Source organism: Winogradskyella poriferorum, from assembly GCF_036553625.1.
Lineage (GTDB): Bacteria > Bacteroidota > Bacteroidia > Flavobacteriales > Flavobacteriaceae > Winogradskyella > Winogradskyella poriferorum.
Genome location: NZ_JAZHOU010000002.1, coordinates 597,217 through 622,014, shown reverse-complemented (window position 1 = coordinate 622,014; position 24,798 = coordinate 597,217). Strand labels below are relative to the sequence as shown.

Here is a 24,798-nt window from a genome sequence, read left to right as displayed (position 1 = left end):
AACTATTGATACTCAAATGTCATTTTGCATATATTTCCAGCAAATCTATGTTCAATACTTGATAGAAAACCATTAATATCATACGTATAAATATCTATAAAACTATCGTTTTCAGGACATTCACTAAATGAACCAGGTCCAGAAATAGATTGAAATTTAATTAACCTTTCATCATTATCATATTCATAATAATATTGAAAAGCGTAACTTTTTAAGTCTTCATTATATAATGTACTAGATACTTCTTTCCAATTATCATCATATTTATTTTTACCTGAAGCACTAAGCTTTTCATCTCTAATAATTTGAAATGTTGAACTTAATGAGTCATTAGAATACTCATATTCTGTTATAGAAAATGATGATATATTATTATAGTTTCTATGATTTATAACTTTAATAATTCTATCCTTTGAATCATACCTTAATTGAGTATACTTGGCTTTTTTGTCTGGTAAAATATCCCCTTTATAGTCTCTTTCTTTTATTTTTATCAACTTCTTTCTTGTATCGTATGTATAATCAATTATTTCTGAACTAAAAAAACTAGCTTTTTGTTCTAAACTATCAATATAATTGAAAATTTGCTGAGATACTTTTCCATATCTATTTCTTTTAAGCTCATATGTTGAGTGTGGTTTACCCATTCGATTGTAATGCGTTTTTAAAACAACGAGTCCATTATCATTAAATTTAAACTTCATCTCACGATATTTATTGGAATAAATTGAATCTAAGGCACTCTTCGATTCTGTTTTCACCATAACCTCTTTAAATCCATACGACTTCATCAAAGATGGATTAAATATTTCATCATAATCTTGTTGGTATTGTAATGACGAGTAAGAGCAGCAATCACATATATTTTCTTGACTAGAAATAGTTTTCGGAATTAAGATTAACAAAAAAGCTAAAACAATTATTTTAACGTTACTCATTCGACACATTCTTTACTGGTATATAAAAATCCTCTTCAGAATCTGGACTTCCATTTTTGTATTTGTCTCCCATCACCTGAAAATGTGGTCTATGGTCAATAGTATATCCAGAATTTGGTAACCATTCTGTTATTATTCGCTGATATGTTTTGCCAGCATCCATGCCTTTATGAAGTACTTTTATGTATTCCCCTTTTGGTATTGTATAACCCTTCATATCGCTTGGCACAGCAGAAAGGTTAGATACTTCTACACAAGCCCACATATTAAAGTCTTTATTTGGCTCTCCTTTTTGATCTAAGCTAAACGTTTGCAAGGCAATAGACTTGCTATTAACTAAGTTAGCTATTTCACCTTTTCTTGGAGAAAACTGCTGCCACAAAGTCTTTATTTTATGAGTTTCGTGCCGTTGCATGTTAACAGGAATACCTACAACCAACATCTCTGAAACCTGAACTATTTGTATTGTCATTTAAGCGTCTTTTTCAAAAACATAAAAGTATAAAAAAAAGCGTAAGACATTTGTCTTACGCTTTTGGGATTAGCACTAGCTAACACTAATCCAACTAACTAATCAATCAACCTAATATTTTACATTTTTGGTATTACAACAGTGTCAACAACATGTATAACACCGTTAGACTGGTTAACATCTGCAATGGTAACCGTAGATGTATTTCCAGATGTATCTTTTAAAACAATATTATCTCCATCCATCATAGCAGTTAATTCAGATCCATTTACTGTTGTAAATACAGCTTTCCCATCACTTTTTTTAATGGCTTTTGCAATAGCCTTTGCATTATATTTTCCTGCTAAAACATGGTATGTTAATACTGCCTGTAATTTCTCTTTATTTTCTTTTTTAAGTAGTGTAGAAACTGTTCCTTCTGGTAGTTTTTCAAATGCACTATTTGTAGGTGCAAAAACAGTAAAAGGACCATCTCCTTGTAAGGTTTCTACTAAACCTGCTGCTTTTACCGCAGCAACTAGAGTTGTATGATCTTTAGAGTTTACTGCATTAGACACGATATCTTTTGTAGGATACATTTCTGCACCACCTACCATTTTTGTGTCTTGTGCAAAAGCATTTGTATGGAACAAAACTACTAATGCGAATGTCAATGTTGGAATTAAATTTTTAATCTTCATAGTTGTAAGTTTTAATGAATTGTTTCTCTACTTACGAAGATTTGTTAGGTAGGGTTTTATTTTTTTTTTTTAAATTGAATAAAATAAAAAAAGCTATCATCATTAACAGATAATAGCCTTTCTTTTAGAAGATTATAATTAGGCTTTACTTTATGCCTCCTTTATATGTGAGTTGTTTACCGCTATTCATATTATTAAGTTCTAAGAAAGCGTTTCCGGTTGACTTCACCTCTATTTTAGCAGTATATGATCCAATCTTAAAATTAACAGTAATCACATGAGTGTCATCATTAAAATTCACTGTATAATTCTCCAAACCACCTTTTAAAATTATTGGCTTATCAGCCTCTAATGTAGAAAGCGGACCATAAATATTAGAGCCATTGATTGTAATCGTATTTTCATTTCCAGAAACCTCACTTCTATTATCTTCACCAATAACCCAAGTGGCTATAAAACTGAAATTTTGAGATTTAATCAATTTCTTATTTAAATCGTACATGGCCTGTACCTTTTCTTCTTTTGTTAAAGGATTTTGAGAAAAACCAACAGATGGCATTGCTAATACAAACAATAAACAAAGTATAAATAGCTTCTTCATAATTCTTATTTTGGCTCTAAGATAATACTATTTATAATTCATATGGTTCTTAATAAGATTAATTCAATTATAATGAATAAATAAGCTCAATATTTTAATTCTTAAAAGCTGTTAAAATGCTATGGTTATATCTTAGTTGTACAGTACTTTTGCATAAAAATTTATATATGTCTAAATTATTACCAACATTTAGAATCGTAGCGCTTTTAGAAGGTGTATCTTATATCTTATTGCTTTTTATAGCCACACCACTAAAATATTTTGCTGATGACCCTCAGTACGTAAGAATGTTAGGAATGCCACATGGTCTTTTATTTATTGCTTACGTGGTTATGGCTGTATTAATGAGTAAAGACATGAAATGGGATGGTAAAACTTTAATGATAGTACTAGTTGCTTCTATCATTCCTTTCGGTACATTTTACATTGACAAAAAATATCTAAAATCGGTAAATGCTTAGTATTAGACATTTTATTTACGATTTGCTTATAGAACAAGGTGTTCATGACAAAACAGCTCAATACTTAAACATGTTGAGTTTGTTGGTTGCATTACTTATTCTAGCTTTTATTATAGACTACATTACCAAACGTATTCTCTGGAAATTTTCTTCAACAATTGCCAATCGCACAAGAACTAACTTTGATAACATATTGATAAGCAACAAACTACCTAGAAATGTTGCTCATATTATACCTCTCATTATCCTTATTGAGTTTGTTCCAGATGTATTTTCAGACTTTGACTATTTTGAAAATATAGTTGAAAAAACGCTAAAGATTATAGCTATTTTATTGACTTTAAGGATTATTAGAAGTTTCTTTAATTCAATAAAAGATTACCTTAAAACACTACCTCGTTATAAGGACAAACCTATAGATAGCTACATACAGGTATTTATGATCTTTGCATGGATACTAGGCATCTTTGCTATTTTCTCTATTCTTACTGGTGTTACGTTTATAAAATTTGCTATTTCTCTGGGAACAGCTTCTGCAGTAATTCTATTGATTTTTAAAGACACTATTCTTGGCTTTGTGGCAAGTATTCAAGTTACTATTAATGACATGGTTCGTATAGGTGACTGGATAACGTTTGAAAAGTATGGTGCAGATGGAGATGTTATAGAGATTAATTTAGCCACAGTAAAGGTTCAGAATTGGGATAAAACGATAACTACTATTCCTACTTATGCACTGATATCTGACTCGTTTAAAAACTGGCGAGGAATGATGAATTCTGGTGGTAGACGTATAAAGCGATCTGTAATTATTAAAGCTTCTACCATTAAGTTTTTATCTGATGAGGATATCGAACGTTTTAAGAACATTGAGTTAATATCTAATTATATAGAACAACGCTCTAAAGAAATAAAGAAGTTTAATACCGAAAAAGGTGTTGATAAATCTATTTTAATTAATGGAAGAAACCTTACAAATTTTGGTGTTTTTAGAAAGTACCTTCAAACTTACATGGATAACCATTCTGCTATTAACAAAGATATGACTTTAATGGTCCGTCAACTAGAGCCAACTCCTCAAGGCATTCCTATGGAAATTTATGCTTTTAGTAGTGATATTCGCTGGGAAAATTACGAATACATCATTGGCGATGTTTTTGACCACGTATTAGCCTCTGTAAAGTATTTTGATTTAGAAATCTACGAACTCACACTGACCCACGGAAACTAATTGTTTTCTAGTCTGTCCTTTACAAATTCTACTTCTGTTTTACCATGAGGTTTTGGCTTGCCATCTGGACCAAGATTTACCATAATAATTTTATCTATGGTGAGTATGGTTTCTCTGGTCATTTTATTACGGACCTCAGACTTCACTGTTAATGATGTTTTACCAAATTTTATAACCTCAATTCCAATTTCAATTATGTCACCTTTCTTAGCTGAAGCCATAAAGTTAATCTCAGACATATATTTGGTAACCACTTTAGGATTTTCTAACTGAATAACAGTATACAAGGCCACTTCTTCGTCTATCCATGCCAAAAGTTGACCTCCAAAAAGTGTGCTATTAGGATTTAAATCTTCGGGTTTTACCCATTTTCGTGTGTGGAATCTCATGTTTTAAGTAATTAATAGTATATAGTATACTTTTCGTTTTAATATAGTCTATAATAATTTTTGTTGTCCGTCAGTATCTTCATTAGGAATCTTTAAATCTGTTCCTAATTCAGCATTTAGCTTTTTTATAAAATATGCTGAAAGTAATGGCGATTCTTTTTCAATATTTTGATGAACAAAAAAGTTGATATGCTCAAGACCATTATCTTTCCAATACTTTAGTCGCTCTACCCAATCATCTAAACGTGTATAATCACTTGGGTGATTTGCACCAACATAGCGTACAAATGCTCTGGAATTAGTTAAACGCATGTGCATAATATCGCGTCGTCCGGCACTATCTACAATAATATTTGAAACGTTGTTTGCCTCTAAAAGTTGATACAAATCTTCTGCAATGGCTTTGTCATTGTACCAATCGGTATGTCTAAACTCTACAGCTAACGGAATTTCTTTTGGCCAACCTTCAACAAAATTTATCACACGATCAAAGTCTTTTGGTGCAAAATTGTTATGCATCTGTAAAAAGATACAACCTAACTTTTCTTTGAGGTTAACCGCACTGTAAAGGTAATTGTCTACAACAGGAGCTACATCATCATTTAGACGTTTCCAATGGCTAACTTCTTGATTTAGCTTTGGAAAGAATTTAAAATCAGCAGGTGTTTTATCGTACCATTTTTCAAATTGCTCTGGTGGAAAAATTCTATAAAACGTTGCGTTGAGCTCAATAGAATTAAACTGACGCGAATAATACTCTAACTCGTCTTTTGTTCCTCTTGGGTAGAATCCTTTTAAATCTGCCTTGTTCCACTTAGCACAACCAACAAACACTTGTGTATGGTCTGAAGGATTTTTTTGCAGTGTTTTTATCGTGTCTGGATGATCTTTTGGCAGAGTAAAATCTATTTCTTCTGGATGGTCAACACTTCCGAATTTCATAAAATCAGTTTTCTCAAAGATAGCAGTTAATCGTGAGTTGAAATAGTATTTTGAATTAGATTTAATAATAGCAAAATCTTAAATGTTAATAACAACGTTAACAACAATATCACCTACTCTAATTAAAGACAGTCTTATTGGCTAAATTTAAATTGAATTTAATCTTAAATGACTTAACCATGGCTACACGCACTGAGTATTTGTTATCTATTAGACCAGTAATTTCATCGGCTAAAATTTATGATTCAATGAGTTCTGATGAGTTATTTCAAAACAAAACATTACGACCAATTATAAAAATGCAGCACGACCTGTTTATTGCTGTTTTTAAAAATTATATAGCTAAACGCAAAAACGTTTTTTACGAGCTGACTTTGGCTAAACAAATGGGTTATATAGATAATGCTATTCATAAGGATATGAAGTTTAGAAATTCTGTAAAAGGTATGATTATTGGACAATTTACAGAAGAAGAATATGCGCTATATATCAAAAATTCATCAGCTTTAAATAAGCGTATGATGAATATTGTAAAAGAACGCTTATTAGACAGTATACAAGCATTTGTAAAGCCTGAAGTTTTAAAGGCGGTTTAATCTCCAAATGAAATTAAAACAAGAACTACTGGATATTTGTTTACAGGATGTAAGCAAAAGAATTTCGCACTACAAAAACGAAATATCCTTTATAAAAGAGTCTATAGAAAGTAACGATAAGGTTAGCGATGAGGAAGGTGAATCTGGTAATTCTCAATTGTTAGAAGACTTAGAAAAGAACCTAAATTACCTTAACGAAGCTCAGAAGGTTAAAGACTATCTTAATTTGGTAAAACCTAATGTTATTTCTCAAAACGTTGTTTTGGGAAGTATTGTGAAAACAGATAGCATCAACTTCTACATAGCTATAAGTAAAGGAAAAGTTACTGTTTGCGATGAGGATTACTATATTATCTCAATTCAGTCACCAATAGGACAGCTTATTAAATCTAAGTCTGTGGGTTACCAATTTCAGTTTAATGAAAAATCTTATGAGATTAAAGCTATATTATAGTAAAGATTCCCCATTAAGATTTGTAGTAAGCACATCACTCATATAATCAAAGTAAGGTCTAATTTTCTTAAATGCATCATTTACATTTTCAAGAAAATCATCTTGCAATACTTCTTTATCTGAATATTTTTTGATGAATATGTATTGTTTTTTTCGAATGAGGTCTATTGCAGGATGTGCTTTATCAAAACCTTTTGGTGCTGTCTTAAGCTCATCACCAACAAAATTCCCCCAAGTTTCACTAAAAGTTTTATTATTAAGAATAGCTCTCATTTCACTATCGTCCATTTCAAATTCTTTTCTAACTCTAAGCAAATCTTCTTTATTAGGCTCCCAGAAACCTGCAGCAATAAACGATTCGTTATTGGGTTGAATATGAAGATAATAACCACCTCTTAGCTCTGGTTTTTTTCTTGTAAAAGAACCACCAAAATGTGTTTTATATGGTAACTTGTTTTTTGAAAAACGAACATCTCTATAGATTCTGAAGATTTTAATCTTTTCTATCTGATCATGTGCGGCCATTAATTCTCCTAGATGGTTATACGCAGATTTTACTTTAGCTTCAATAGCTTTAAATTCTGGTTTGCGCTCATTAAACCAGTCTCTATTGTTGTTTTTAGCTAATTTATTTAAGAAAGAAAACGTCTCTTTTGGTATAGTAACACTCATATTTTTTGTTTGTATAAAAATAAAAAAAAAGCCATCAATTCTGATGGCTTTCTGTAGTTATGTATTCCGTAAATTATAGTTTACTGTCATTAAATTTTTCAATGATTAGGGTACCTTCATCATCATAATACTCAACAACAAACATATTGTCTTTAAAGTATCCTATTCCACTATAATCACTAGTGTTAAACAGGTAGACTTCAGCATTATTTGAGAATCTGGCATTACCTATCATTTTTTTAGACTTATTGTCTACAATTTCAAACCCAGAATCAGTTGGATTAAAATTATAAACCATTCCGTCTTTTTGATAATAAGTCACTTTTGCCGTTTCGTCATAAAATGGATCATTATCATTGTCTATATATATTACTTTAGAAACTTTGGTAGCGGGTAAAACCCTTGGAGCATTAAGTTTGCCTTTGTATCTAGGATCTGTTTTAATTTTTTGCTCTTTGGTAGTTTTTACCATAACCTTTTTTTCTATCATTTTACCGTCCTCTTTTACGTTAATGACTCTGGTTTTGGTCTCAACTATTTTGTCTTTATTTTCTTTTTGAGCCTGGACACTCACAAACATTGTAAGTGCCAAGACTAATATTTTAATTTTCATCTTGTGTGATTTATTTTATTCTGTGATTAAAGTCTGTGGTATTACTTACCACCATTTTCTTCTTTAACCTCTTCTATTTCATCTTGTAAGTCTTCAGCAGCATCTTTTACATCATCGCTAGCATCTTCTAGCTCTTCTCCTACTTCATTTAATGCTTCTTCAACTTTTTCGTCTGGTGTTTTTTGCTCTCTACAGTTAGTTATTAAAATACTTAAACTGAATAGTGCTAAAAACAGATATGATATTTTTTTCATCTTTGTTTTATTTGTTATCAACTGCATCTTCTACATCGTCTGCAGCATCTTCAATAGCATCACCAGTATCATCTACTGCTTCTTCTATTTTTTCTCCTGTAGACTTTTGTTCTCTACAACTAGTAGTTAATAAACTTAGACTAAATAATGCTATAAATATATATGTGAACTTCTTCATTGTTTTAAATTTTAGTGGTTAATATTTTGTCTTACTATGTCTGGCTTACAGCTTTTTTGTTGATCCTCTAAAAAGAGATATAACAAATAGTACTAAGAATAGGAAGAAACATATTTTTGCTATTGTGGCAGCTCCTCCTGCTATTCCACCAAATCCTAAGATTCCGGCTATGATTGCAATAATTACAAATGTGATTGTCCAACGTAACATAATTTTAAATTTTTAAATGATTAGTGTTTTTTAGTTTCTGACTTTCAGAAACTATGGTTCTTTCAGTGACTCTCACTGAATAGATAATAGTGTGTAGGATTTGTTAGGTTTAGTTGTTTGAAAATGCTTCTTGTAAGTCTGGTGACTTTACACTTAGCTTGTTATCAAACTGTAGTGTTCTGATAGGGAAAGGAATATTAATACCTTCTTTGTCGTAAGCCTTTTTAATTTCTATAATGGCTTTAGTTTTAGCTCTTAATTTTTCGAGCATACTTTCGGCATCAATCCAAAATCTGCATAAATAATTTATTGAACTATCCCCAAACTCTGTGTAATAGAATTCTACGTCTTCTGGTTTTTCAACCTGATCAAAGGATTTAGCGATAACTTCTTTTGTTAGTTGTTCTACCTTTTCTAAATCAGACTCGTATCCTACTCCACACTCTAAGAACACTCGCATTCTCGTAGTAAGAGAATAATTTTTTAGTGGGTTTTCTAAAATTGTTTTATTTGGTATAATAACAATATTGTTATCGGCTTCCTTTAATGTAAAATCTTTAAGATTAATGTCTATAACTTCACCCGAATAACCAGTGGTCTCTACCCAATTACCTATTTGAATTTTCTTTCTAAATGATAATATAAGTCCTGCAAAAGTATTAGCAAGCGTTCCTTGTAAAGCTAAACCTATTGCTAAACCAACTACACCAGCACCAGCTAACAGTGAGGTCAAAGCTTTACCTAAATTCATAACACCAAGTGATACGAATAATCCTAATGCTACAACTATTACAGCTGTTACTCTTGCGATAGCTGTGGTTATTGATTGTTGATTAACTTTCTTAGAAACCAATCTACTCACAAATTTGCTGATATACTTAGCAGCAAAATATGAGGCTACCATAACCAAAATGGCTAGTATAAAATTGGGTATATATTCTATTATTGTATTGAACCAGCCCTCAAGTTTAGTAACTAGATTCCCAAGGGCAGTATTAAATTGCTCTTTCATTTTTAGATGTTTTTAATTATTAAATGTTGTTTTATTTGCTTAAAGTTTAAGCCATTTATACCTCATTTAATTGTGATGCGGTTTCTTTGGTGAATGCATCTAACATCCAACTGCTTTTTTCTAGTTCTCTAATATAGGCTCCAATAAGGTCTATTGTACCTTCATCGTTAGTTTGTTCTGCTTTGTCAATAACTTTAGACATCTGTTTTAACAGTACGGAATGATTGTTTAAGATAGATTCTACCATTTCCTTATCTGTTTTTTTTGAAGATACTTCTTCAATCGAAGAAGCTTTTAAATAATCCTTCAAATTACTCATAGGATGGTATCTCAATGTTAAGATACGCTCTGCTATTTCATCGATTTTAACTCTTGCATCTGTATATAATTCTTCAAATTTTTCGTGCAATTCAAAAAAATTATCACCTAAGATATTCCAATGGAAATTTCTTAAATTTTGATAGTACACATGGTAGTCAGCTAGTAAAGTGTTTAATTCTACAACAGTTGGTAATAATTTTTCGTCATTCATATTTAAGTAGCTCATAACTATTGTTTTAATTTTATTTGGTTTCGTTTCCATTCAATCTAATAGGCATATGCGCTCCTGTCAAGGGACTTAACAGGCTTTAACCATTTCAGAGAGTTATTAACATAATATTTTGTTAAAGACTCTTGTAAATGTTAATAGATTTTAACGTGTTAATATTTTAAATTAGAATTGTTAAAAATAAACTTGTGAGTTGCTATAATTTTCAGTATAATGCGGTACTTTTAAAAAACATACACTAATTTTATGGGTAGACCAGCAACAAGACCAACAAAGCTTAAAGATGGTTTCTATATTGAAATCAGAAACAAAGGTTCTAAATCGGGTGTTAAACTATATAGTGGCACTAAATTACAAATGCACCGAGCAATAAAAATGTACGAACGTTCTAAAGAAGTACTTATTTTAGGTGAATCCGTAAACGGAAAATTTGTTGAGAAAGAACCGAAATTACATGTAGTAGAATAACTAAAATATACAAAGATTAAAAAGGGTGAAATTTATAAATTTCACCCTTTTTTATTTGTCTTAAATTATAGTCTGAGGTTTAAGTCTATGATTTTTTTTATAAATTGTTAATTGAATAACAGATTATCCCTGTTTAAAAACTAACTAATTAAATCAATTTATTATGACGAATTTATTACAAAAACCACCTATTTGGTTTTGGATTGTGAGCGTGATTGCTCTTGTTTGGAATGCCCTTGGAGTGCATGGTTATATAAGCCAGGCTTACGAATTATCTGCTTACACTGACGCCTACACGAAAGATCAATTAGAAGTGATGTCTACACTTCCTGCATGGTACACAGCATTATTTGCTACTGCTGTTTTTTCTGGCGCAATAGGCTGTATACTTTTGTTATTAAGAAAAAGAGCTGCGAAATTGCTACTTATTTTATCTTTTATTGCTGCAACTATACAAATGGTTTATTTCTTGTTTATTGCAGATTTAAAGGGTGTAGATTTTAGTGCCAATGAAATTATGGCATACATGATTATTGTATTTGCATTATTTTTAGTGTGGTTTTCAAGCCATTCTGCTAAAAAAGGCTGGATACATTAATTTAATGAATAACCAACCAAAAGTAAAAAAGGGATTAGCGTTTGTTAGTTCCTTTTTTTATTCAAATTTTAATTGATGTAGTATAAGTCCAGATGCTGGTGCTATATAATCCATTTTTTCATTACTATCTTCCTTGAGTGTCTCTTTAATATAATCTAGTGTAATCTCACCGCGCCCTAACTTAATAAGACAACCCATCATTAAACGAATTTGGTTTCGCATAAAACCTTTTCCTCTTATAATAAAAACATAAGATTCTTGTGGAAAGAAATTAGCTTTATATATATTATTATCTATGATTTCACAATATTCTATCGTTCTCTTATATTCACCTTTATTTGTGGCTTTGTAGCAATAGGTTTTAAAGTTGTGAAAACCTTGAAACAACTTAGCTCCTTCTTTCATTAAATCTATGTTAAGAGGTTCTAAAATAGTCGTTAAAATAGGCGCACAAAATGGATGGTTTTTTTGCCCATGCGAAAACACATAGTGGTATTCCTTTATTTTAGAATCTTGAATAATATTGAAATCCTTATCTACTTCTTCAATAGACAAAGCTCTTATATCTTGTGGTAAATTGTGATTAAACAGTAATAAGAATTCATCAAAGTCAGTAATAGGATCATTATAAATAAATAATTCTAATGCCGCTTCATTAGCAGAAACCATAGCATCTGTTCTACCAGCACCAAGTGTTTTAAATCTTACGTCTCCTAGAATATATTTTAAGGTTCTATCGATCATTAGGTGCAATGTCTTTACATCTGGTTGTTTTTGCCAACCGTGAAATCGATAGCCTAAATATTGAATTTTTATGAGGTAATAATAACGTTTGTTAAACATTGTAGCAAGAACGTTATTTTATTGAAGAATCCAAAGATTTAAGATAAACAAAAAAGGCTGTCAACTAAAATATTGACAGCCTTTTAAGCATTACTAACTAACTATTTATTTAATCTAAAACAACTTTCTTAACTTTTGACTGAATACTGTTTGAAACTTTCACAATATAAATTCCACTACTTAGTCCTGATACATCTAAAATGTTTCTTGTAGAAGAACTATTTAATAATTCACTCTTAACCAATCTACCTTGTATATCGTATAAGTTGGCTGTTGAAGTTTCTAGTAATTGCCCCTTAACAACTAACTGATTATTAGAATCATCTGAAAAAATACTTAACTTACTGGCATCAACATCTTCAATAGATAATGTGCCTGGCTCAATATATAACGCATAGTCTTCCGACTGACCATAAGCTAATGACGTGTAGCAAGGTGAATTTATAGTATTTACACCTCCGTATCTATTATCAACATCTGTCATCAATCTAATTCTTACATAGCTATCATAAGGTATAGTTGTAGGGTATGTTAAGGCCACAGGAACTATTGTGTTTCCTGGAATATCTTCAGAATAATGCTGCACTTCTGCATCATCATCAAAATCACCATCGTTATTCCAATCTATCCAAACAGCTAATTGATGAAAATTACCTGTAGTAATTTCAACATTCATTGTATATGGATTATCTGTATCAATATTAAAAAGACCACTACAATTAACACTTCTATCTAAGTTACCACCATCATCATCTGTTGTAGATGAAACTAATGTAGTATTATTTAGTTCTACACTCAGTATACCAGCGACATTAGTACCTGCTGGTGAATTTGCAGAACAAACAGCAGTAGGAGCAACAAAACCAGCTACTGGTGATTCGCCTCCTTTAGAGTCTATTATTTTGGTACCAGTCATGGCAGCTCTTGATCTTGTTTTCTGATCCTCTGTTAATCTATCAGTACAAAAGTAATAACTCATTACATTATTAATTGTATTATTATCTACCCATGGATTTCCTGTACAGGTATTATTTGCAGGACAAGTACTTGTTTCTCTTTGATGTGGTACAGTATCTGCACAACCATCACTATCAGTACCTACTGTTGCATCTGCTGGGCACGTATCCGCAACACCATCATTGTTGGTGTCATCACCTTGGAATGTATGATATAAATGTAAGAAATGACCAACTTCATGAACTACAGTACTATTATCTCCGTTAGAATTTAAGCCCCAACCATTAGTGTTTCCTGGATCGTAACCAAAAACGGAAGTCATCATTACAGAGCCATAGTAATTGCTAAATTCATTATAAAAATAAGCGTAACCTTGATAACCAAAACCACCACCATTATTATCTAATTCAGTAACAATCCAAAAATTTAAATAATCTGTAGAAGGCCAACTTATATAATCTCTTATAGTTTCATAATCAGCACCACCTGAATCCGCCACATTAACACCATTACTAGCATAACCTGGTATTCCAGAGGCGTCAATTCTATTTATTCCTGTAGTAGCTGCACAATTAGGGTCTCTTTGAGCTAAGACAAATTCAATCTCAAAATCAACTGAACTACCAGGAGTTAGACCTCTATAAAAATCATTAAGATTATCGATACTACTTTGAATTTGAGCATCAGAAATATTCGATCCTGATCCTTCTGCTTCACCTAAATGCAGCACATGTACAACAACAGGTATGGTGTAAATAGTACCATTTCGTTGAGCTAATTCATTATTTGAAATAAAGTTTTGAATCTTTTGCTCAGCCAATTGCTCTTGCTGAACATAATTAGGGTTTTGTAGTAGTTCTTTTCGTTGTTTATCGAACGCACATTGCTGCGCGAAAACAGAATAAGTAAATAAAGAAAAGAATACCATTACAGTACAAATTGTAAAGTTTTTCATTGAGATTTTGGTTAAAATTAAGTGTTGCAATATACACATTTTCAACAAAAAACAACATTTTATCGTAAATATTTACGTTTAATCGATAAAAGTAATCATTTATGTCTTTCTCTAAGAGCAGATACAACTTCTTTCAACCTAAACCCTTTAGCTTGCAGTAACATTAAATAGTGAAACAACAAATCAGCACTTTCATTTAAAAATAAGTTGTCATTATTGTCTTTAGCTTCGATAACAACTTCTACAGCTTCTTCACCAACTTTTTGAGCCACTTTATTGATACCTTTTGCAAATAATGAAGCTACATAAGATTTTTTTGTGTTACCAGCTTCTACTCTACTTTGTATGGTGTTTTCTAATTGGGTTAAAAATCCGTAAGATTCGGTGTTAGCTTCATCCCAACAGGTATCACTTCCTTTGTGACACGTTGGTCCTTTTGGATTTACAGTTACTAACAAAGTATCTTTATCGCAATCTAATTTAATATCTACTAAGTTTAAAACGTTACCACTTTCTTCACCTTTAGTCCAAAGTCGGTTTTTGGTACGACTAAAAAAGGTCACTAACTTCGTATCTTGTGTCTTTTTAAACGCTTCTTCATTCATATAGCCAAGCATCAACACATTTTTAGTTGTTGCATCTTGAATGATTGCAGGAACTAATCCGTCGTTATTTTTATTGAAATTTATGTTCATAATGTTGTTTTTGGGATTCCGCATCAAGTGCGAAATGATAGGTTATATTCTTACAGAAACACCTTCCTGTTTTAATTCTTCTTTTAAGTCTTTTATTTCTATTTCACCAAAATGAAATACACTTGCAGCCAAAGCAGCATCTGCATTTCCTACTTTAAAGGTATCTGTAAAATGCTGAATAGTTCCTGCGCCACCAGAAGCAATTATCGGGATATTTACAGTCTCTGATAGTTTAGCCAAAGCTTGATTTGCAAATCCGTTTTTTGTTCCGTCGTTATTCATAGAGGTAAACAGGATTTCGCCTGCGCCTCTTGTTTCAACTTCTTTTGCCCAATCAAATAAATCTAATTCGGTTGGAATACTTCCACCAGCTAAATGCACTTTCCATTGTCCATTAACTTGTTTGGCATCTATAGCAACCACAACACATTGACTACCAAATTTACTTGACAATTCGTTTACCAATTCTGGTCGTTTTACAGCAGATGAATTGACAGATATTTTATCTGCACCAGATTTTAAAAGTACATCTACATCTTCAACACTTGAAATTCCGCCACCAACGGTAAATGGAATATTGACTTGTTCGGCGACTTTAAGCACCATTTCTATCATTGTTTTTCTACCTTCTAAAGTTGCAGATATATCTAAAAACACCAATTCGTCTGCACCTTTTACCGCATACTGTTTTGCTAATTCTACAGGATCGCCTGCGTCCCTTAAATTAACAAAATTAACGCCTTTAACGGTACGACCGTTTTTGATATCTAGACAAGGTATGATTCGTTTTGTTAGCATAAATTCTATTCGTCATTGCGAACATAGTGAAGCAATCTTTTACAAAGAATGAGATTGCCACGCTTACGCTCGCAATGACATTAATTTTTTATTATAAAAAGCGTTCTAATTCTTTTAAACTTATTCTGTTTTCGTAAATGGCTTTACCAATTATTACACCATCGCATCCAATTTCAGATAAAACTTCAACATCTTCAATAGTTGTTACTCCACCAGAAGCGATTAGCTTTATAGATTGATCTGAGCTACCATTAGTACATTGGTTAATTATTTTTTTATACAAATCTACGGATGGACCTTGAAGCATTCCGTCTTTTGAAATATCTGTACAAACCACATACTGAATACCATTTTTTTGATATTCCTGAATAAACGGAACAACCTCTAAACTACTTTCTTCTAACCAACCAGAAATAGCGATTTTTTCGTTTTTACAATCGGCACCAAGGATAATTTTTTGGGTACCGTATTTATTAATCCATCGTAAAAAAGTGTCGGTGTTTTTTACAGCTATACTACCACCTGTAATTTGTTTAGCACCAGAATTAAATGCTATAAATACATCGTCGTCGGATTTAAGTCCGCCACCAAAATCGATTTTTAAATTGGTTTTTGTCGCAACCTTTTCTAACACTTTATAATTGACTACGTGGTCTGCTTTAGCGCCTTCTAAATCTACCATATGCAAGTATTCTATACCTGCATCTTCAAATTGCTTGGCTACTTCTAGCGGATTTTCATTGTACATTTTTGTGGTGCTGTAATCGCCTTTAGTTAATCTTACGCACTTTCCTTCTATTATATCTATTGCTGGTATTATTCTCATAATTATTTCCTGCGTAGGCAGGAATCTTTTTAGTTAATATATAGGCTTCGACTGCGCTCAGCCTGACATTTTTATTTTATAAATTGATGAAATTTCTCAAAATTTGTTCACCTGCTAAAGATGATTTTTCTGGATGAAATTGCACACCGTAAAAATTATCTTTTTGTAAAGCTGAAGCGTATTCTACTTCATAAGTTGTTGTTGCAATTGCTTCTTGGCATTGTTCTGCATAAAAGCTATGCACCAAATACATAAACTCATTTGTTTTAATATCTTTAAACAAATCTGATTGAAGATTATTAATCGTATTCCAACCCATTTGTGGCACTTTTACTGTGTTTGAAAAGCGTTTTACATCTACATCAAAAATACCTAAGCCTTTTGTATGTCCTTCTTCTGTAGATTTACACATTAGCTGCATACCTAAACAAATCCCTAGAACAGGTTGTTTTAACTGTGGAATTAAACGATCCAATCCTGATTCTTTTAGCTTTTGCATAGCACTACTCGCCTCGCCTACACCAGGAAAAATCACTTTATCTGCAGCTTTAATTTCATCAGGATTATTAGTTAACAACGCTTCAAAACCTAAGCGTTTAAAAGCAAACTGAATGCTTTTGATGTTTCCTGCACCGTAATTTATGATGACTATTTTCATTTATTGTCATTCCTGCGAAGGCAGGAATATTATTAATTATTGTTCATTTTTTTTAGATTCCGGATCAAGTACGGAATGACAAGTACTACAACATTCCTTTTGTACTTGGTAAAATCATTTTTTCAACATCGCGTTTTACAGCCATTTTTATTGCTTTTGCAAATGCTTTAAAAATCGCTTCAATTTTGTGATGCTCGTTTGTACCTTCTGCTTTAATGTTTAGGTTGCATTTTGCACCATCTGTAAAGGATTTAAAGAAGTGAAAAAACATTTCGGTTGGCATTTTACCAATCATTTCACGTTTAAAATCGGCTTCCCAAACCAACCAGTTTCTACCACCAAAATCTATTGCAGCCTGCGCAAAACAATCGTCCATTGGTAGGCTAAAACCGTAACGTTCTATACCTAATTTGTTTCCTAAAGTCGTTGCAAACACTTCACCTAAAGCAATTGCTGTATCTTCAATCGTGTGATGCTCGTCTACTTCTAAATCACCGTCAACCTTGATGTTTAAATCTAATTGTCCGTGACGTGCAATTTGGTCCAACATATGGTCAAAAAAAGCAATGCCAGTATCTATATTACTTTGTCCTGTTCCGTCAAGGTTTAAATCGATTTTAATCTTGGTTTCATTGGTGTTTCGCTCGATGCTTCCTGAGCGTTCTTTAGCTTTTAAGAATTTATAAATTTCTTCCCAATCGTTACTCTCTAAAGCGATAAATTGTTCTAAAGCGTCTCGTTTTACCGTAATTTCGTCCGTTCCTAAATTGGTATTATCGTTAATAAAAATACCCTTCGAACCCAGATTTTTAGCTAATTCAACATCGGTTAAACGGTCACCAATGACAAACGAATTTTCTAAATCGTAATCTTCGCTAAAATACTTGGTTAACAGACCTGTATTTGGTTTTCGAGTTGGTGCGTTATCCTTAGCAAAAGTTCTGTCGATAAATTGTTCTTCAAAAATAACACCTTCGTTTTCAAAAGATTGAAGCACAAAATTATGAACAGGCCAAAATGTGTTTTCAGGATAAACATCTGTTCCCAGTCCATCTTGATTGGTAATCATTACGATTTCAAAATCTAATTCTTTAGCGATTTTACTTAAATACGTGAAGACTTTTGGGTAAAATACCAACTTCTCAAAACTATCGATTTGCTCATCTGCTGGTTCTTTAATTAACGTGCCGTCACGGTCTATAAATAGTACTTTTTTCATCATCTTTGTCGTTCCTGCGCAGGCAGGAATCTTTTATTAATTTATGTTCAATGTGGATTCCGCAACAAGTGCGGAATGACAACCTTAGTTTAATTTCTTTAATACTGCAATCAATTTCTCATTCTCTTCACTTGTGCCAACAGTAAAACGCAAACAGTTGTTGCAAAGTGGTTGATTGGTTCTATTACGAACAACAATGCCTTTTTCTACTAACTGATTGTATCTTTTAGTCGCATCATCAACTTTTACTAACACAAAATTGGCTTGTGTTGGATATATAATATCAATCCAAGTAATCGACTTTAAGGCTTTAATTAACAAGCTTCTTTCTGAAATTATATTCTGAATTTCGTTTTGAACCTCTTGTTGCTTTTCTAAACGTTGAATTGCCTTTTGCTGCGTTAGTTGATTGACGTTATATGGTGGTTTTATTTTATTTAAAATTGAAATAATTTCGGTAGATGCATAACAAATCCCTAGTCTGATCCCTGCCATTCCGTAAGCTTTAGATAGCGTTTGTGTAACTATTAAATTTGGAAAATCTGATAATTTTGATATCCAACTTTCGTCTTCTGAAAAATCGATATATGCCTCATCAATTACTACAATTCCATTGAAATTAGTTAATAATTTTTCAATTTTTGATGCTTCAAAACTATTCGCTGTTGGATTGTTTGGCGAGCATAAAAACAATAGTTTGGTGTTGCTATTTTGTGTGTTTAAAATGTCGTCTACTTTTGGTTGAAAATTTGTATCCAATTCAACCTTTAAAACGTCGATAGCATTTGTATTTGCTAATACGTCGTACATACCGTAAGTTGGCGGTAATGTGATAACATTATCTTGATTTGGCTCACAAAAGGCTCTAAAGATTAAGTCTAACACTTCATCACTTCCGTTACCTAATAGGATATTTTCGGTTGGAATGTTTTTTATGTTTGACAACATCGATTTTACATCTTTTTGTTGAGGATCTGGATAACGATTTACACCATTTTCAAACGGATTTTCATTTGCATCTAAGAAAATCATTTGGTTTGATGTCGCATCTTTAAACTCATCTCTCGCCGAAGAATACGGTTTTAAGGCTGCGATGTTTGGTCTAACCAGTTTCAATAAATCAAAATCTTTACTTCTCATTATTATTCTGTTTTCGAGGTTGAGATTCCTGCCTGCGCAGGAATGATATCTTTTAATCTAATTGAAACTGCGTTTTTGTGCGCTTGTAAACCTTCAGCTTCTGCCATTAGTTCTATGGTGTTTCCTATATTTTTCAAACCTTCTTTTGTGATGTTTTGAAATGTAATTGCTTTTGTAAAACTATCTAAATTTACGCCAGAATACGCTTTACTAAACCCATTGGTTGGTAAGGTGTGATTGGTACCAGATGCATAATCTCCAGCACTTTCTGGTGTGTAATTACCTATAAATACAGAACCTGCATTTTGAATACCATCAACATAAAAATCGTTATTATTAGTCGTTACAATAAAGTGTTCTGGTCCATAATCATTGATTAAATCTAATGCTTCTTCATTAGTTTTTACTAAAATAGATTTTGAATTATTGATAGCTTGTTGTGCAATGTCTTGTCTTGGTAATGCTTTGATTTGTGTGTTGATTTCAGTTTCAACTTCATTTATCAAATTTTCAGACGTTGATACTAAAATGACTTGACTATCTGTTCCATGTTCTGCTTGACTTAATAAATCTGAAGCTACATAACTTGCATTGGCGCTATCATCTGCAACAACCAACAATTCGCTTGGTCCTGCAGGCATATCGATAGCGACACCATATTTTGTTGCTAATTGCTTAGCAACAGTTACAAATTGGTTTCCTGGACCAAAAATCTTATAGACTTGCGGAATAGTTTCTGTTCCAAATGTTAATCCTGCAATCGCTTGAATGCCACCAACTTTTACAATTTTAGTCACACCACAAAGTTGAGCTGCATATAAAATTTCGTTAGCAATTTTACCGTCTTTATTTGGTGGCGAACATAACACAACTTCTTTACAACCAGCGATATTTGCAGGAATTGCCAACATTAAAACTGTTGAAAATAAAGGTGCTGTACCAGCAGGAATATAAATTCCAACTTTTTGAATGGCACGTTTTTCTTGCCAACAAGTAATTCCAACAGATGTTTCTACGCTTACCCTTTCTGTTTTTTGTGCTTTGTGAAATGTTTCAATATTTGACTTTGCTTGGTTAATCGCAGATTTTAATTCTGTAGATAATTCTGCAGATGCGTCTTTAATTTCTTGCTCAGTTACAAGAATATATTGTAAATCTGCGCCATCAAATAAGCTAGTATACTTTTTTATTGCTGCATCACCATTGCGTTGTACGTCTTCAAAAATTTGATTAACTGTACTTTCTATATCGTTAACGGTTTGTGTTGGTCGTTTTAAAATTTCTGACCACGTGTTTTTATTTGGGTATTTTATTGTTTTCATTTTTTCTCCTTAATTAGGCTTCGACTGCGCTCAGCCAGACATTAATTTTAAATATTAGATCCCTTGTGCAGGAATTTAGAGCACCATATTTTCAATTGGACAAACTAATATACCTTCTGCGCCATTCGCTTTTAATTCGTCTATAATTTCCCAGAAATCGTTTTTATTGATTACCGAGTGTAGTGAACTCCAACCTTCTTCAGCTAATGGTAAAACGGTTGGACTTTTCATTCCTGGTAAAATATTTATAATATCATCCACTTTGTTATTTGGCGCGTTTAGTAACACGTAGCGTGAGTTTCTAGCTTTTAAAACCGATTGTAATCTAAACTGTAACTTGTTTAAAATCGCTTGATTTTCAGAAGAAATTTGAGGTGAAACAGCTAATATAGCTTCTGATTTTAAAATGACTTCAACTTCTTTAAGATTGTTTTTAAATAAGGTGCTTCCGCTAGAAACGATGTCTACAATCGCATCTGCTAAACCGATATTTGGCGCAATTTCAACAGAGCCATTAATGATGTGTAAATTGGCGTTAACGTTGTTGTCTTTTAAAAACTGATTGACTGTGTTTGGATACGACGTCGCGATTCGTTTTCCATCCAAATCTTTAATGGAATTGTAGCTTTTTCCTTTTGGAATCGCTACAGACACTTTACAACTTGAAAAACCTAATTTCTCTGCAATAGTGATGTCTTGTCCTTTTTCTACCAAGACATTTTCACCGATAATAGCGACGTCTACAACACCATCTTTTAAGTACTGAGGAATGTCTCCATTACGCAAATAAAAAACTTCTAGAGGAAAGTTTTTAGCTGATGCTTTAAGTTGGTCTTTACCGTTATCGATAGAAATACCAACATCTTTAAGGATTTTCATAGAATCCTCGTTTAATCGTCCTGATTTTTGAATTGCAATTTTTAGTTTACTCATTTTTCTTTTTTTGTTAAAGTGTTTGAGTAAATCTTTTTGGGTAAGATTCCTGTTTTTACAGGAATAAAAAAACCGCTTGATTTACTCAAACGGTTTTAAAAATATTTTGGTTTTATTCAATACATTTCTAGCTCGCTTGAGTGCAAGTATGAAAATGATGATGATGTAATTGAATAAAAGTCATGTCTAGTTTTGTTCTGTACAAAGATTGTAAATTAATATTTACAATTCCAAATAGTGAAATGTTAAAATTAATTTAATTATTATTGGTTACCTAAAATTATAGGCATTCCGCTTTCACCAGAACCAATTATAACTACTTTACTATTAGGTGATTCTGCTAATTTATTAGTGGCTTCAATACCCTTATCTTGAAGAATTTTATCTGTTAAAGAAGCGCTTAAAATTTTATTAGCTTGAGCTTTACCTTCTGCTTCAATGATTTGTCGTTCGGCCTCTTTTTCTGCAGTGACCAATCTAAACTCATATTCTAAAGATTCTTGTTCCTGTTTAAGTTTACGCTCAATAGCATCTTTAATAGTTGGTGGTAATGTCACATCACGCACCAAAATCTCATCTAAAACAATGTATTGGTCATCAACAATTTTTTTGGTCTCTTCAAAGATTTCACGTTGAATAGCATCTCTTTTACTAGAATATAACTGTTCTGGCGTATAACGCCCCACGACACTACGTGCAGCTGATCTTATAGTTGGCAAGATAATACGTTGTAAATAGTTATCACCTATTTCTTGGTGTAACTTTCCTAAATTCTTAACATCTGGTTTATACCAAGCAGAAGCGTCTAATTGAATATCTAATCCATTAGATGATAAAACCTTCATTTTTTCAAAAATTTCTTGTCTACGCACCTCGTAAACGTATACTTTGTTCCATGGTGCCACTATATGAAATCCTTCACCTAAAGGAGGCTCGTCGGTAACTACACCACCTCCAAAAGTTTTATATAAAACACCTGCTTCACCAGAACCTATCGTTACAGCAGATTTAGCTACAATTATTATTAATAGCACAATTCCTATTAAGATCGGCAAACCGATTTTTGGTAATTTTTCCATTTGAGTACATTTAAATTAAACCGTTATATTTTCTAATAAACCACTCTGCAAATAAGCTCAAGGCTATAAGACCAAGAAGATATTTCCAGTCTATCAAAGGTACAATTTTTTTAGTGCTTTTTTGAATGGCAGCGTATCTGGAATCTGTCAATAATTCTGAAATTAGATTTTCTATTTCTGTATTGAAAACTGCATTTCCATCACTATTTTTAGCTAACGATTGAAGCTTTTCTATATCTGCATTTAGAAACTGTTGCTCAACATTATATTCTAAAACTTCAAAACTACCTGAAGCTGCAACGGATTCTGTATTGTGCTTTATTGTAAAACTATAAGAACCAGAAGAGATTCCGCTTAGATCAACACTATAACTACCGTTATTTAACAGAAGTGGAACTTCTCTAGCGCTATTATTTTCTTCATTCTTTAATACTATAGTAAGCGCTGCAGAATTATCGAATTCATAATTTTTGTTGAAGTACTGCGCAGATATAATAACATCGTCATTTCCGTTGTAAAACGATTTATAATCAATATTGAGTCGACTTCTCTTTTTATTGGTACTTAGGTATTGTATCAATTTACCAATAAAATTATCAAAATCATTAAAACTCTCAGACTCTAAGAAGGATTGTGCTCTCCATCTCCATATGCCTTCACCAGATAATAGAGCATGCTTTGCTCCACCTACTTCAAAGGTTGATAACATCGGCTGATTAGTACCTATACCGTTTACAGATTTAGATAAAATAACATCATTAGGTACAGAGAATTCAATTTCTCCAAATTCTGATTGTAATGGTGGATAATCTTCAAAAGTTAAATTATCAATGATAAAGGTACTATAATTTCGGTTTAATTGTGGTTGATAATCTTCAGATTGATTTGTTACCGTTTGCCTAAAAGCCGCTTGTAAATTATTGAGCAAACTAAAGTTGGTGGTATTACCTGTGATAATAAAACTATTTAAGTTTTCATCAGAGATGCTACTTAAAACCTCATTAAATCTATTGTTTGGTTGATAAATTACAACTAATTGAAAATCATTTATTTTACCAAGGTAATCATTAGGTTTTAAAATAGAAACACTTCGTTGCTCATTACTCTCTATTGACTTTTTTAAAGCACCTAGATCTGGATGCAAAATATCAGATACTAAAGCAATATTTGTTTTCTGATCTATAACTTCTACTCCAAAATTTTTAGTATTGTTTACTGTATTTTTTTCTTGATTCAACGGTGTTAATTCTACTCTATATGTTTTTACTCCAACTGAGTTTGCGAGTAAAGTTGTTGAAACTATTTCAGATGTTTTTTCTGCGCTAAATTGAATAGGTTTTCTAAAAACTAAACTGTTACCAAACCATATTTTTAGTTCGGTATTTACTGCTTCATTACCACTGTAATTGGCAATTACTTCAACAGGAAATCTGTTTTTTAAAAACACATATCTATTAACGTTGAGTTGTTTAATGCTAACATCTGTATAGATTGTAGAATCTCCCAAAATTACAGGGTAAATCGGTTGTTTTACAGCATTACTTATAAAGCTATAATCTGCGCCATAAGTTTGGTTACCATCACTCAATAAAATTATTGGAGCTACTTGATTAGAGTACACTTCTCCTATTTGTTTTAGTGCGCTAGAAATATTGGATTGTTGTTCTGAAAAGTTTAAAGAATCGAGTGTTGTTAAGGCTTTCCCGAAGCTAAATGTTTTTACATTAAATCGTTTTTGAATTTCAGAATTACCATTTAATAATTGATATGTTTTCTTTGCATTTTGGTCTTGCTCAAGGTATGAAACCGATTCTGAATTATCTACAGCAATAACTAGTGTAGGTTTTTCATCATAAAAAGTTTTTGATTCAAATTTAGGATTGATGAGTAACAGAAGTATACCAAATACTGAAACTGTTCTTAATACGGTTAATACTATTTTTAACTTGGTATTAAGTTTAGACTTGTAAATATATTGAAACAGCGCCAATAAAAGCGCTGTTATAAATGCCAGGATAATATAAATTATACTACTCTCCGTCAACGATTTATTT

Annotated in this window: 31 protein-coding genes; 6 read left to right on the top strand and 25 right to left on the bottom strand. The window is 32.0% G+C overall.

The window, feature by feature from the left end:
• Window positions 1–2 precede the first annotated feature (2 nt).
• The 4 genes from V1468_RS09010 to V1468_RS08995 form a co-directional block, all read right to left on the bottom strand.
• On the bottom strand, window positions 3–938 hold the full coding sequence (locus V1468_RS09010; RefSeq protein ID WP_331809907.1) for a hypothetical protein: 936 nt from the start codon (window positions 936–938) through the stop codon (window positions 3–5).
• Window positions 931–1,410: a GyrI-like domain-containing protein gene (locus V1468_RS09005; protein WP_331809906.1), complete on the bottom strand. Its 480-nt coding sequence runs from the start codon at window positions 1,408–1,410 to the stop codon at window positions 931–933. The genes V1468_RS09010 and V1468_RS09005 overlap by 8 nt, the downstream gene beginning before the upstream one ends.
• A 119-nt stretch (window positions 1,411–1,529) precedes the next feature.
• Complete coding sequence (locus V1468_RS09000; protein WP_331809905.1) at window positions 1,530–2,090, bottom strand: fasciclin domain-containing protein; 561 nt, start codon at window positions 2,088–2,090, stop codon at window positions 1,530–1,532.
• Between the two features lie 145 nt (window positions 2,091–2,235).
• Window positions 2,236–2,691 (bottom strand): DUF4251 domain-containing protein, encoded by a 456-nt coding sequence (locus tag V1468_RS08995; protein WP_331809904.1) that lies wholly within the window; start codon window positions 2,689–2,691, stop codon window positions 2,236–2,238.
• Window positions 2,692–2,858: 167 nt separating this feature from the next.
• Here V1468_RS08995 and V1468_RS08990 point away from each other — a divergent pair, with 167 nt between their 5' ends.
• Window positions 2,859–3,152: a DUF3817 domain-containing protein gene (locus V1468_RS08990; protein ID WP_331809903.1), complete on the top strand. Its 294-nt coding sequence runs from the start codon at window positions 2,859–2,861 to the stop codon at window positions 3,150–3,152.
• Entirely contained in the window at window positions 3,145–4,383 is a 1,239-nt protein-coding gene (locus V1468_RS08985; RefSeq protein ID WP_331809902.1) for a mechanosensitive ion channel family protein, read from the top strand. The genes V1468_RS08990 and V1468_RS08985 overlap by 8 nt, the downstream gene beginning before the upstream one ends.
• Here the strand turns inward: V1468_RS08985 and V1468_RS08980 are convergent.
• Together V1468_RS08980 and V1468_RS08975 are read right to left on the bottom strand one after the other, a co-directional pair.
• Window positions 4,380–4,772 (bottom strand): acyl-CoA thioesterase, encoded by a 393-nt coding sequence (locus V1468_RS08980; protein WP_331809901.1) that lies wholly within the window; start codon window positions 4,770–4,772, stop codon window positions 4,380–4,382. The two genes, V1468_RS08985 and V1468_RS08980, sit on opposite strands and share 4 nt — an antisense overlap.
• A gap of 48 nt (window positions 4,773–4,820) precedes the next feature.
• On the bottom strand, window positions 4,821–5,714 hold the full coding sequence (locus tag V1468_RS08975) for a DUF72 domain-containing protein (RefSeq protein WP_331809900.1): 894 nt from the start codon (window positions 5,712–5,714) through the stop codon (window positions 4,821–4,823).
• 179 nt (window positions 5,715–5,893) lie between these two features.
• Here V1468_RS08975 and V1468_RS08970 point away from each other — a divergent pair, with 179 nt between their 5' ends.
• A complete protein-coding gene (locus V1468_RS08970; protein WP_331809899.1) occupies window positions 5,894–6,310 on the top strand; it encodes a glyoxalase in 417 nt (138 codons plus the stop codon).
• A 7-nt stretch (window positions 6,311–6,317) separates the two neighbouring features.
• On the top strand, window positions 6,318–6,764 hold the full coding sequence (locus V1468_RS08965) for a hypothetical protein (protein WP_331809898.1): 447 nt from the start codon (window positions 6,318–6,320) through the stop codon (window positions 6,762–6,764).
• On the opposite strand, the gene V1468_RS08960 is transcribed toward V1468_RS08965, so the two are convergent.
• The 7 genes from V1468_RS08960 to V1468_RS08930 all read right to left on the bottom strand — a co-directional run bounded on the left by V1468_RS08960 (window position 6,759) and on the right by V1468_RS08930 (window position 10,250).
• Entirely contained in the window at window positions 6,759–7,436 is a 678-nt protein-coding gene (locus V1468_RS08960; protein WP_331809897.1) for a DUF2461 domain-containing protein, read from the bottom strand. The two genes, V1468_RS08965 and V1468_RS08960, sit on opposite strands and share 6 nt — an antisense overlap.
• Before the next feature lie 73 nt (window positions 7,437–7,509).
• A complete protein-coding gene (locus V1468_RS08955) occupies window positions 7,510–8,049 on the bottom strand; it encodes a hypothetical protein (RefSeq protein WP_331809896.1) in 540 nt (179 codons plus the stop codon).
• 41 nt (window positions 8,050–8,090) lie between these two features.
• A complete protein-coding gene (locus V1468_RS08950; RefSeq protein ID WP_331809895.1) occupies window positions 8,091–8,303 on the bottom strand; it encodes a hypothetical protein in 213 nt (70 codons plus the stop codon).
• A 7-nt stretch (window positions 8,304–8,310) separates the two neighbouring features.
• A complete protein-coding gene (locus tag V1468_RS08945) occupies window positions 8,311–8,481 on the bottom strand; it encodes a hypothetical protein (RefSeq protein WP_331809894.1) in 171 nt (56 codons plus the stop codon).
• 45 nt (window positions 8,482–8,526) lie between these two features.
• Window positions 8,527–8,691 (bottom strand): DUF1328 family protein, encoded by a 165-nt coding sequence (locus tag V1468_RS08940; RefSeq protein ID WP_331809893.1) that lies wholly within the window; start codon window positions 8,689–8,691, stop codon window positions 8,527–8,529.
• Window positions 8,692–8,800: 109 nt separating this feature from the next.
• A complete protein-coding gene (locus tag V1468_RS08935) occupies window positions 8,801–9,703 on the bottom strand; it encodes a mechanosensitive ion channel family protein (protein WP_331809892.1) in 903 nt (300 codons plus the stop codon).
• A gap of 55 nt (window positions 9,704–9,758) precedes the next feature.
• Entirely contained in the window at window positions 9,759–10,250 is a 492-nt protein-coding gene (locus V1468_RS08930; RefSeq protein WP_331809891.1) for a Dps family protein, read from the bottom strand.
• 249 nt (window positions 10,251–10,499) lie between these two features.
• Between V1468_RS08930 and V1468_RS08925 the strand changes: the two genes are divergently transcribed.
• Window positions 10,500–10,721, top strand: a complete 222-nt coding sequence (locus V1468_RS08925; RefSeq protein WP_138434016.1) for a hypothetical protein — start codon at window positions 10,500–10,502, stop codon at window positions 10,719–10,721.
• A 163-nt stretch (window positions 10,722–10,884) separates the two neighbouring features.
• Window positions 10,885–11,319: a hypothetical protein gene (locus V1468_RS08920; protein ID WP_331809890.1), complete on the top strand. Its 435-nt coding sequence runs from the start codon at window positions 10,885–10,887 to the stop codon at window positions 11,317–11,319.
• 57 nt (window positions 11,320–11,376) lie between these two features.
• Here the strand turns inward: V1468_RS08920 and V1468_RS08915 are convergent, their stop codons facing one another.
• The 12 genes from V1468_RS08915 to V1468_RS08860 all read right to left on the bottom strand — a co-directional run bounded on the left by V1468_RS08915 (window position 11,377) and on the right by V1468_RS08860 (window position 24,788).
• Window positions 11,377–12,162 carry a tRNA pseudouridine synthase A gene (locus V1468_RS08915; RefSeq protein ID WP_331809889.1) on the bottom strand — a complete coding sequence of 262 codons (786 nt, stop codon included), beginning with the start codon at window positions 12,160–12,162 and terminating at the stop codon, window positions 11,377–11,379.
• A gap of 109 nt (window positions 12,163–12,271) precedes the next feature.
• Entirely contained in the window at window positions 12,272–14,074 is a 1,803-nt protein-coding gene (locus V1468_RS08910) for a zinc-dependent metalloprotease (RefSeq protein ID WP_331809888.1), read from the bottom strand.
• A gap of 95 nt (window positions 14,075–14,169) precedes the next feature.
• Window positions 14,170–14,769: a bifunctional phosphoribosyl-AMP cyclohydrolase/phosphoribosyl-ATP diphosphatase HisIE gene (gene hisIE / locus V1468_RS08905; protein ID WP_331809887.1), complete on the bottom strand. Its 600-nt coding sequence runs from the start codon at window positions 14,767–14,769 to the stop codon at window positions 14,170–14,172.
• A 42-nt stretch (window positions 14,770–14,811) separates the two neighbouring features.
• A complete protein-coding gene (hisF, locus tag V1468_RS08900) occupies window positions 14,812–15,567 on the bottom strand; it encodes an imidazole glycerol phosphate synthase subunit HisF (protein ID WP_331809886.1) in 756 nt (251 codons plus the stop codon).
• 91 nt (window positions 15,568–15,658) lie between these two features.
• The gene (hisA, locus tag V1468_RS08895) at window positions 15,659–16,393 is read right to left on the bottom strand and encodes a 1-(5-phosphoribosyl)-5-[(5-phosphoribosylamino)methylideneamino]imidazole-4-carboxamide isomerase (RefSeq protein WP_331809885.1); all 735 of its coding nucleotides are present in this window, start codon (window positions 16,391–16,393) and stop codon (window positions 15,659–15,661) included.
• A 76-nt stretch (window positions 16,394–16,469) separates the two neighbouring features.
• Window positions 16,470–17,051: an imidazole glycerol phosphate synthase subunit HisH gene (gene hisH / locus V1468_RS08890; RefSeq protein ID WP_331809884.1), complete on the bottom strand. Its 582-nt coding sequence runs from the start codon at window positions 17,049–17,051 to the stop codon at window positions 16,470–16,472.
• Window positions 17,052–17,136: 85 nt separating this feature from the next.
• Window positions 17,137–18,270, bottom strand: coding sequence for a bifunctional histidinol-phosphatase/imidazoleglycerol-phosphate dehydratase HisB (hisB, locus tag V1468_RS08885; protein WP_331810013.1), 1,134 nt, complete (start codon window positions 18,268–18,270; stop codon window positions 17,137–17,139).
• Between the two features lie 84 nt (window positions 18,271–18,354).
• On the bottom strand, window positions 18,355–19,410 hold the full coding sequence (gene hisC, locus V1468_RS08880) for a histidinol-phosphate transaminase (RefSeq protein WP_331809883.1): 1,056 nt from the start codon (window positions 19,408–19,410) through the stop codon (window positions 18,355–18,357).
• 2 nt (window positions 19,411–19,412) lie between these two features.
• Window positions 19,413–20,732 carry a histidinol dehydrogenase gene (hisD, locus tag V1468_RS08875; RefSeq protein WP_331809882.1) on the bottom strand — a complete coding sequence of 440 codons (1,320 nt, stop codon included), beginning with the start codon at window positions 20,730–20,732 and terminating at the stop codon, window positions 19,413–19,415.
• A gap of 75 nt (window positions 20,733–20,807) precedes the next feature.
• Complete coding sequence (hisG, locus tag V1468_RS08870; RefSeq protein ID WP_331809881.1) at window positions 20,808–21,665, bottom strand: ATP phosphoribosyltransferase; 858 nt, start codon at window positions 21,663–21,665, stop codon at window positions 20,808–20,810.
• Window positions 21,666–21,928: 263 nt separating this feature from the next.
• Window positions 21,929–22,744: a prohibitin family protein gene (locus V1468_RS08865; RefSeq protein WP_331809880.1), complete on the bottom strand. Its 816-nt coding sequence runs from the start codon at window positions 22,742–22,744 to the stop codon at window positions 21,929–21,931.
• Between the two features lie 10 nt (window positions 22,745–22,754).
• Window positions 22,755–24,788, bottom strand: coding sequence for a VWA domain-containing protein (locus tag V1468_RS08860; protein WP_331809879.1), 2,034 nt, complete (start codon window positions 24,786–24,788; stop codon window positions 22,755–22,757).
• Between the last annotated feature and the right edge of the window lie 10 nt (window positions 24,789–24,798).